Origin of the sequence: Streptomyces triticagri, assembly GCF_003429565.1 — a bacterium.
Lineage (GTDB): Bacteria > Actinomycetota > Actinomycetes > Streptomycetales > Streptomycetaceae > Streptomyces > Streptomyces triticagri.
In genome coordinates, this window is sequence record NZ_QUAK01000187.1 from 1 (window position 1) to 9,037 (window position 9,037).

Consider the following 9,037-nt stretch of genomic DNA (forward strand, 5'->3'; position numbering starts at 1 on the left):
GCTCCGGCCGTGGCGCAGGCGGCGCAGCGGGCGGTGCCCAGCCAGCCGCGCGCCGGCCCGGTCAGGTCGTGGCCGTGCGGGCAGCCGGAGTTCCAGGGCTCTCCGGGGCGCACCGAGAAGCGGTACGCGACCCGGGGCAGCAGCAGCCCGGCCAGGGCGCCGTAGACGACGGATATGGCTATCAGGAGTGCGAACACCCGCCGACCCTATGCGGGCCGGTACTCGGGGTCATGGGTCCTGGGGCCCAACCTGCTCGGGCGCGGTGCCGGGTGCCGCCGGGCCGGGGGTACTGTCCGGGGATGGCGACGCTGACGGTGCTCGACGGGGAGGGCGGGACCGGTGTTCGTGCGGTGCCGCTGGAGATCGCGGAGTCGCCCCGGGCCCGGCAGCGCGGACTGCTCGGGCGGGACGGGATCGAGGGGGCGCTGCTGCTGTCCCCCGCGTCTTCGGTACACACGGTGCGTATGCGGTTCGCGATCGATGTGGCCCATCTGGACCGGGAGTTGAGGGTGCTCGCGGTGTGCACGATGCGGCCGGGGCGGATCGGACGGCCGCGCCTGCGGGCCCGGCATGTGCTGGAGGCTCAGGCGGGGCGGCTGGCCGAGTGGGGCGTGCGGCCGGGGGTGCGGCTGCTTGTCGACCGGGCGCCGTAGTCGCGGCCAGGGCTCCCGGCGCTACTGCGGCCCCTGGTCCCGTCGTTCCATGCTCACGTCGACGACGATGGCGACGAAGCAGCCGACGGCGACCGCGAGACTGGCGCAGAGGATGCCCTCGGCGACCGCCTCTTCCCACAGGTACGCGAAGTTCACGGCGTAGGCGCCGAGCGGGACCGCCATGGCGGCGATCAGGTGCTGCACGGGCGAGCTGCGGAACGGTTCCGGGTGCAGCCGTGCGGCGATCAGGGTGATCAGGGCGGATGCGGCGGCGGTCGGCAGGTAGAGGACGAGCATGCGCCAGGGAAGGGCGCCGAGCTCGGTCTGGTCGACCAAGGGCTCGTGCAGATAGAGGCCGCGGAAGTACAGGACGAGTGCCAGTACGACGATGCCCGCACACCAGGATCTGGCCAGGGCGCGCAGTGCGGCCACGGGGCCGGTGCGTCGCGCGCTCTGTCCGGATCGGCCCGAACCCCGGTCCCCTCGGCCGGACCTGACCGCTCCACTGTCTCCGTAAGCCATGTACGGAACGTACGGAAGAAGTGGGCCCAGTCACATGAGTCCGGGGGCCCAACATCACGGGAAAGGCCCGCCCACCGGCGAAAAGACGCAACTCGCGCCTCTCGGGCCCGGACCGCCTCAGCCGCCACTGCAGTGACAGAACGTCACCGGCCGTGGAGGGCGGCTCCGCGGCACCGCGCGGTCCCCTCCACTGCGCGGTGCCGGGCCGCGTCGGAGCACCGACGCGATTCAGCCAGGAATCGAACTTACGTCACACTCACACCTGATTCACCGGATCCGCATAACGATGCGGAATCAACTGCGCCGTTTTGCCCGTTTTGCTCATTGTTGCAGGATTTCGAGGCGAGTTACGCGGATTGCTCGAACCACTGGGCGAGCGGACGCCGTGCCGTACGGCGGCGGGGCTCAGCGCGGCTTGGCCGCCTCGAAGAGCGTGCGGGAGCTGTGCGCGACGAACGGGCCCTCGGCGACGATGAGTTCGTGCAGCGCCCGCAGCCGGTCACGGTACGCAGCCACGGTGAAGCCGGGCACCATCCAGACCACCTTGCGCAGGAAGTGGACGACGGCACCGATGTCGTGGAACTCGATGCGCAGCCGCTCCGTCCGCACCTCGACGATCTCCAGACCGGCCGCCTCGGCCTCGGCACGCTCGGCGTCCGGATGCCTGCCACGACGTACGTCCTCGGGCTGTGGGCCCAGGAAGTACTCGACGAGCTCGAAGACGCTCGCCGGGCCCACATGCTGCGCGAAGTAAATGCCACCGGGTGCCAGGACGCGGGCGATCTCGTCGAAGTACGGCCGTACCGGATGCCGGCTCACGACCAGGTCGAAGGCGCCGTCCGCGAAGGGGAACGGGGGCTCGTCCGGGGCCGCGACGACCACCGTGCCGAGGGGGTGGAGGAGCGCTGTGGCCTTGGCCACGTTCGGCGGCCAGCCCTCGGTGGCCACACAGAGCGGCGGCCGTACGGGCACGCCCGCGAGGACTTCGCCGCCGCCGGTCCCCAGGTCGAGGGCGGCCGTGGCGACGGCCATCCGCTCCCCCATCCGCCGCTGGTAGCCCCAGGACGGCCGCTGCTCGGTGGCCCGCCCCTCGAACCACGAGAAGTCCCATCCCTCGGTCGGCTCGGCCACGGCCTCGGCGACCAGGTCTTCGAAGCTGCGGGCGGCGGGGCGGTCCGGGGACGTCGGGGACATGCGGTGATCGTGTCAGCAGGGCCCCGGGGCGTCCAACGCATTCCGGACGGTCAGCCGTCCGACACCTGCACCGAGTCGATGATCTCGTCGACCTGGGCGGGGGTGAGCTCGCCCTCGACGTAGTTGATGCGTACGAGGAAGAAGGACTTCTCCTCCTCGGTGCCGATGATGTCCGTGCCGGCGACCATGGCGCCCTTGGGCGCGAGCTTGTCGCCGCCGGGCGACTCCCGCAGCGGGTAGTCGTTGCGGCGCGCGTCGCCGGGCGCTCCCTCGAGATCGACGTCGGCCGCCTTGTCGGTGGCGCTGCCGAAGATGTACGTACGGGCCGCGTCCGCCGCGGCGAACTTGACCGTGCTCGCGGTCGAGAAGTCGCGGCGGACCGAGATGCGGCCCACCGTGTCGTCGCCGTCGCGGAGTTCGGCCATCGCGTCGATGTCCTTGCCCGGTTCGGTCTTCTCCCAGCCGTCGGGCACCGCGACGGAGATGCCGCCCGCGGTCAGTGCGTTCGCGTCTCCCTCGGCCGAGCCGGAGCCCGTGCCCGAGCCGCCGGATGCGCCCTCGTCGCTGCCGCAGCCGCCGGCCAGCGCGACCGCGGCGACAGTCGCGGCGGCCGTGAGGGTGCGGGCGATGCTGCTCCTCATGGGGTTCCTCTCGGGCTCATGGTGCTCGTGGTGCTCGCCGTGCGCTGGTGCTCGCCGTGCGCTGGTGCTCGCCGTGCTCATGGTGCGTGCCGTGCTCATGGTGCGCGTACGGCTCGGGGCGCTCAAGGATGTCAGGCTCCCGGATCCTGCCGCCGGTCACCCTTCGCAGAGCTGGTTCGGGATGTAGCGGCGGGAGTCGCCCTGCGGTGCGGGAGCGCCCAGGTAGTCGCCGGTGCGGATCTCCGCGTCGGTCTCCGTCATGGTCCGGTTGTAGCCGAGGCTCGCCATGACGTTGAGCTCGAAGCCGAAGTCCTCCTTGTTCTCGACCGAGTCGTAGGTGACCTTGCTGCTCTGGGCCTCCTCGAAGAGAAGGTTGCCGAACTTGTCGTTCGGGTCCTTGGGCCGCTCGGTGGGCGACGGGTCCATGAACGCGGTCTCGAAGGGCTCGGTGGCGTTGGCCGGATTGTTCAGCCACTCCTCCGCGGTGTTGCGCATCTCGTCGCCCTCGGGGCCCTTCGGGATCTGCAGGGTCGTGGTGATCACCTCGGTGTCGCCGATCTGGCCGCCGACGCCCGTGGAGCCGGAGTCCTTCTCGCCGTCCGGGCCCTTGTCGCCGTCGACGTTCAGACCGGCGTTGGCGCCCGCCTTGGTGTCGACGGTCCGGGTGATGGTGATCTGCTGCAGTTCGCCCGAGTCCGCGTCGCGGGTGACGCCGATCGCGCCGTTGCGCTTGTGCCCGGCGTACGCCCCCGCGTCGGCGAGACCCGCGTCGATCTCGGCCTGCAGCTCGCCCTCGAGGGTGAAGGCGTACGTCTCGGTGGTGGTGTTCTTCACGTGGTCGTCGGTGACGGTCATGCTGCCCGCGACGTCGATGCTGCCGCTCGCGCCGACCTCCAGCTCGTCGCCGAGCGCCGGTCCGGACAGGTTGCCCTCGGCGCCCGCGCTGATCTCGACGGTGCGGAAGTCGATCTGGTTCAGTTCCATCTGCTCGCTGATCCGCTCGCGCAGCTCGGGGTTGGACTTCGAGACGTGCTCGCGCCAGCCGTCGCGGATGACCCGCCAGCCCGGCTTCGTCCAGTTGCTCTCCTCGGCCTCGTGCAGCCGCTGGAGGTCGTCGCGGAAGCTGAGCGCCTCCTCCTCGCTGTCGAAGACCCAGGTGTTGCCCTCGGAGATCTCGACGCCGCCGCCGATGCTGACGCTGGCCTTGGCGCCGGCCTCCGCGTCGTCGCCGCCCGCCTTCGCCCCGGCGCCGGCCTTGAACTCGACGCCCGCGCTGTCCCCGCTGACGAACGTCATGTGGTACTTCTTCGAGACGTTGCCGTTCTCGTCCTCGACGTTGAACTCTTCCATCTTGAAGTCGAACTTGTCGCCGACGGTGAACCAGAGGATCTTCGCCTCGTTGCTCACGGTCTCGGTGTGCGCGCTGACCTTGCAGCGGTCCGGGCGGTAGTCCTCGTCGGTCTTCTTGTCGTCCGACTCGTCCGACGAGCTGCCGCAGCTGCCGCCCTCGCCGAGGATGGTGCTGACGGCACAACTCACCTTGTCGGCCACGGTCCCGGCCAGGCCGAGTCCGCTCACGGCCACCACGATGGCGGCCACCACCACGAGTACACCGGCCAGTTCGATGGTGCTCACGCCCTGGTCAGGGGCGAACCGGCGGCGGGCGTACCGTTTGGGCAGGCCGCGCTCGCCAGGGGTGCGCGTTCCTTCGGCGCCCCCCGTACCGGCGCCGATGTCCCGTCCGTCCGCTCTGCGCGGCATGCCGCTCCCCTTCGCCCCGTCCGCGGCCTCGCGGACGCAGGTGATGACTGTGACGAAGAGGAAGCTACGGTTCGGGTCACCTCGAAGGATGGGCCCCGGGACCCAACTCCGGTTCCAAATTCAACGGGCCGGCCGGCTGGGCCCGGGCCCCCTCGCGCCTCCGCACGCCCTCCCGTACCCGCGGCCCGAGTCGTACGCTGGATCGCGGAGAGACCGGACAAGTGCGGCGATCGGGACCCGGGGGACCACATGGCCGATCACATCCAGTACGGCAAGCAGCCTCCGGTGCGCGTGGTGCTGAGCATGCTGTGGACGCTGATCCCGCTCGCCACCGTCGGGTTCGGCACCGTACCGATGATGATGCACGCGGCGGCCCGCACCGGGCAGCGCCGGGAGCTGGCGGGCCTCGGTCTCTACGGGCTCGCGCTGCTCGTCTTCATCGCCTCCCCGAGTGACGGCTCCGCGGTGTACGAGGCGGCCATCGTGCTGTCGATCGCCGTGAACACGCTGGTCGCCTTCGGGCACGCCGTCGCCGTCCGGCGGGAGGTCTGGTACGTCACGGAGTTGGGCGAGATCTCCCGGAGGCCGCTGCAGGCCCAGCAGCGTGCGTTCCTCGCGGCCAGGGCGGACGAGCGGGCGGCGCGCGGTGCGGCGCGGTCCATCGCCGCGTCCGATCCGGCGCTCGCGCACGAACTGCGCATCGGACAGGCCGAGTTGCGCGACCGTGAGTTCCCCGACGGCGGACTGATCGATGTCAACAACGTCCCACCGTCGGTGCTCACCCGGCAGCTGAATCTGTCGATCGAGGGCGCGCAGCGTGCGGTCCGGCTGCGCGAGGCCACTGACGGATTCTCCTCGGCCGAGGAGATGTCCGTACTGATGGACCTGCCGCCGCACCATCTGGACACCGTCGCGGACCGCCTGGTGTTCCTGCCGCCGCGGGCACGGCCGGCCGGCTGAGGTCCCCGCCTGAGGACCCCGGCTGAGGTCCTCGCGCGCCGGCCCGGCGTGCGCCGTGGACGATCGCTTATGCGCCCCAGCGCCACGGCGATGTCCTGGCCGGTGCGCGCCGAGTTGACTGGTCCGTATGACAACAACCACGAAGAACGACGCCCGTACCACTCTCGTCATCGGCGGCACGGGGAAGACCGGCCGCCGCGTCGTCGAGCGGCTCCGCGCCCGGGATCCGCGGCACGTGAGGGTCGGCTCGCGCTCGGGCGCACCGCCCTTCGACTGGGAGGACTCGCGCACCTGGGAACCGGCCCTGCAGGGCGTCGGTTCCGTGTACGTCACCTACTACCCCGATCTGGCCTTCCCGGGCGCCGCGGACCGTATCGGCGCCTTCGCGAAACTGGCGGTCGCGCGCGGGGCGAGCCGTCTCGTCCTGCTGTCGGGCCGCGGCGAGGAGGGCGCCGTGGTCAGCGAGGACGCCCTGAAGGCGTCCGGCGCCGACTGGACGGTGGTCCGGGCGAGCTTCTTCAACCAGAACTTCGACGAGGGCTTCTTCCTCGACGCGGTCCTGTCCGGTGAGCTCGCGCTGCCGACCGGGCAGGCCGTGGAGGCGTTCGTCGACGCGGACGACATCGCCGATGTGGCGGTCGCCGCGCTCACCGATCCCCGGCACATCGGCAGGACGTACGAGGTCTCCGGGCCGCGGCTGCTCGGATTCGCCGATGTGGCACGGGAGTTGAGCAGGGCGACGGGGCGGACCGTACGGTACGTGCCCGTGGGCAAGGACGAGTACCGGGCCGCCCTCGCGGAGCACGGGCTGCCCGAGGACTTCGCCGACCTCTTCGAGTCCGTACTCGACGGGCGCAACGCGCATCTGGTGCAGGGCGTCGAGGAGGCACTCGGGCGGCCGCCGAAGGACTTCGCGGACTTCGCCCGTGAGGCCGCGGCGCGTGGGGTGTGGGATGTGTGAATCCCGACGGCGGCGATGAGTTGACCTCCCGTTCCCCGTCTGCATCATGAGCCCTTGAGCGGGGCCGCACCGGAACTACGGAGGGACACCCCATGCGCGTACGGATCAAGGACTTCGACCATCTGGTGCTCAATGTGCAGGACGTCGAGCGCGCCCTGGACTTCTACTGCGGCCCGCTCGGCCTCGAGCCGGTACGGGTGGAGGAGTGGCGCGCGGGCAAGGTGCCGTTCCCGTCGGTGCGGATCAACTCGCACACGATCATCGACTTCCTGAACCGACCGCGCTCGGAGTCCAACGTGGACCACATCTGCCTGGTCGTGGAGCCGCTCGACTGGCAGGAGGTGATCGACGCGGGCACGTTCACCGTCCTCGAAGGTCCGGTGGGCCGTTTCGGGGCCCGCGGCAACGCCCAGTCGGTCTACATCCAGGACCCCGACAAGAACACGATCGAGCTGCGCTGGTACCCGGAGGATGTACCGGCGGACGGGGACGCGCCGCAGTAGGGCGCGGCGGCGCACAGGCGGTCTCCGTGCGATGACCGAGGCCGCTCAATTGATGACCGAGGCCGCTCGGTTCACGCGGCGCTCGAGGACCCGGCCCGGCCAACTGCCCACCTGGAAGCGGGTGGTGGAGCGGAAGCCGTTGCGTTCGTAGTACGCGACGAGCGCGCCGTCGCCGCCGGCCCAGCAGTCGACCCGCAGCAGGTCCACGCCGGCCCGCCGGGTCACCTCGACGGCGTGCGCGAGGAGGGCCGCGCCGATGCCGTGGCCCGCGTGCCGGCGGTCGGTGATCAGGAGGCGGACGTAGCGCTCGGGTTCATCGGCCCGGGGGATCGCCGGCACTTTCGGGTTGGGGCCGGTGTCCAGGACGAGGGCGCCCACCGGGGTGCCGTCGAGTTCGGCGACGAACGGGTCGTTGTCGCGGAAGTAGCCCTGGACGCGGTCCGCCCCGCCGTTCGTCTGCGAGTACGGGGTGGTGCCCCACTGCTCGGTGTTGCCCCGGGCGTTCATCCAGGCCACGGCGCCGTCGAGCATCTCGAGGACGCGGGGCGCGTCGTGCGGGGTGCCCCGCCTGATGCGGATCGCCGGGGCTGGCCGGGGGGACTCGTGGTCTTGAGCGCTGTCGTTCACCCGGGGATCGTACGTGGCAGGCAGCGGCCTCGGGGCAGGGTGCGGAACCATCCGTCCGGCCCTCGGCGTCGTGCCATGGACAAGACAAAATAGAGGGGGCGCCGACGTGTCAGAACCGTTCGACCCCGGCTGGTTCGCCATGAGTGGGGAGCTGCGCCGGCTGGGACCGTATCGACTGCTCGGACAGTTGGCGACCGGCGGCATGGGCGAGATCTATCTCGGCCGGGACCCGGCGTCCGGCCGGATCGCGGCGCTCAAGACGGTGCTCGCGCCGGGCGGTGTCAGCGCGGAGGCGCGCAGCCGGTTCGCCCGTGAGACGACCCTCGCGCGGCGCGTGACCAGCAGATACACCGCCCGGGTCATCGACGCCGACACGGATGCCGAACGGCCTTGGATGGCCATGGAGTTCGTGGCGGCGCCGTCGCTGGAGGCGCTGGTCGTGCAGCGTGGTGCGCTCGCGGACGAGCAGGCGCTGCGGCGTATCGGGGCGGGCGTCGTGCGGGCCCTGAAGGATCTGCACGGCAAGGGCATCGTGCACCGTGACATCAAGCCGCTGAACATCCTGCTCACCGCGGACGGCCCGCGGGTCATCGACTTCGGGATCTCGCACGCGGGCGATCTCACCAGCACCCGCCTCACCCTCGGCACCATCGCCTTCGCGGCGCCCGAGCAGGCCGACGGCGAGCCGAGCACCTCGGCCTCGGACATCTACGCCCTGGGCGTCACCCTCTACTACGTGGCCTGCGGGCGGCTGCCGTATCCGGACACCCAGGAGCCGCTGCAGCAGCTCAATCACGTCCGGCGGGGCGCCACCGACCTCACCGGGCTGCCCGCGGGACTGACCGGCCTGGTCGGCGACTGTCTGGCGTTACGTCCCGACGACCGGCCGACGGCGGACCAGCTGATCCGCCGCTTCGGTTCGGGCGAGTCCGGCGACCTGCCGGCGGGCTGGTCCGCGCTGATCGAACGGCACGCGGCGGAGGGCGCGCGGCTGCAGCGGGCCGCGGACGAGTCCGAGGCGGAGACGGTCACACGGGACTGGACCGGGGACGGGCCGGGCCACACACGGCGGGCGACGTCCGCGGGTGCGGGAGCCGCGGGTGCGGGAGCCGCAGGTGCTGGAGCCGCAGGTGCGGGTGCCGGATCCGGGCGGCCGCGACCGGGCGGCGGGGGCGGCCCGGACCGCACGGGCCCGGCACCGCGTCCCGCGCGGAC

General features: G+C 71.5%; 10 protein-coding genes and 1 pseudogene. 5 read left to right on the forward strand and 6 right to left on the reverse strand.

Features of this window, described 5'->3' with window-relative positions:
* A pseudogene (locus DY218_RS26185) lies at window positions 1–197 on the reverse strand (prepilin peptidase); the annotation flags it as partial.
* A gap of 102 nt (window positions 198–299) precedes the next feature.
* On the opposite strand from DY218_RS26185, the gene DY218_RS26190 reads away from it, so the two are divergent.
* Entirely contained in the window at window positions 300–653 is a 354-nt protein-coding gene (locus DY218_RS26190) for a DUF192 domain-containing protein (RefSeq protein ID WP_128558599.1), read from the forward strand.
* Window positions 654–674: 21 nt separating this feature from the next.
* Here DY218_RS26190 and DY218_RS26195 read toward each other — a convergent pair whose 3' ends face one another.
* From DY218_RS26195 to DY218_RS26210, 4 genes are all read right to left on the reverse strand, one after another.
* Window positions 675–1,175: a hypothetical protein gene (locus DY218_RS26195; protein ID WP_128558600.1), complete on the reverse strand. Its 501-nt coding sequence runs from the start codon at window positions 1,173–1,175 to the stop codon at window positions 675–677.
* A gap of 405 nt (window positions 1,176–1,580) precedes the next feature.
* The gene (locus tag DY218_RS26200; protein ID WP_128558601.1) at window positions 1,581–2,369 is read right to left on the reverse strand and encodes a class I SAM-dependent methyltransferase; all 789 of its coding nucleotides are present in this window, start codon (window positions 2,367–2,369) and stop codon (window positions 1,581–1,583) included.
* Window positions 2,370–2,419: 50 nt separating this feature from the next.
* Window positions 2,420–3,010, reverse strand: a complete 591-nt coding sequence (locus tag DY218_RS26205; protein WP_128558602.1) for a hypothetical protein — start codon at window positions 3,008–3,010, stop codon at window positions 2,420–2,422.
* A 156-nt stretch (window positions 3,011–3,166) separates the two neighbouring features.
* Window positions 3,167–4,771 (reverse strand): hypothetical protein, encoded by a 1,605-nt coding sequence (locus tag DY218_RS26210; protein ID WP_128558603.1) that lies wholly within the window; start codon window positions 4,769–4,771, stop codon window positions 3,167–3,169.
* Between the two features lie 249 nt (window positions 4,772–5,020).
* Here DY218_RS26210 and DY218_RS26215 point away from each other — a divergent pair, with 249 nt between their 5' ends.
* The 3 genes from DY218_RS26215 (at window position 5,021) to DY218_RS26225 (ending at window position 7,195) form a co-directional block, all read left to right on the forward strand.
* Window positions 5,021–5,731, forward strand: a complete 711-nt coding sequence (locus tag DY218_RS26215; protein ID WP_128558604.1) for a hypothetical protein — start codon at window positions 5,021–5,023, stop codon at window positions 5,729–5,731.
* 127 nt (window positions 5,732–5,858) lie between these two features.
* Entirely contained in the window at window positions 5,859–6,692 is an 834-nt protein-coding gene (locus DY218_RS26220) for an NmrA family NAD(P)-binding protein (protein ID WP_128558605.1), read from the forward strand.
* A 92-nt stretch (window positions 6,693–6,784) separates the two neighbouring features.
* Complete coding sequence (locus DY218_RS26225; RefSeq protein ID WP_128558606.1) at window positions 6,785–7,195, forward strand: VOC family protein; 411 nt, start codon at window positions 6,785–6,787, stop codon at window positions 7,193–7,195.
* Window positions 7,196–7,240: 45 nt separating this feature from the next.
* Here DY218_RS26225 and DY218_RS26230 read toward each other — a convergent pair whose 3' ends face one another.
* Window positions 7,241–7,822, reverse strand: coding sequence for a GNAT family N-acetyltransferase (locus DY218_RS26230; protein ID WP_407703688.1), 582 nt, complete (start codon window positions 7,820–7,822; stop codon window positions 7,241–7,243).
* A 106-nt stretch (window positions 7,823–7,928) separates the two neighbouring features.
* Here DY218_RS26230 and DY218_RS26235 point away from each other — a divergent pair.
* The coding region (locus DY218_RS26235) for a serine/threonine-protein kinase (RefSeq protein WP_147336178.1) at window positions 7,929–9,037 on the forward strand (1,109 nt) is incomplete at its 3' end.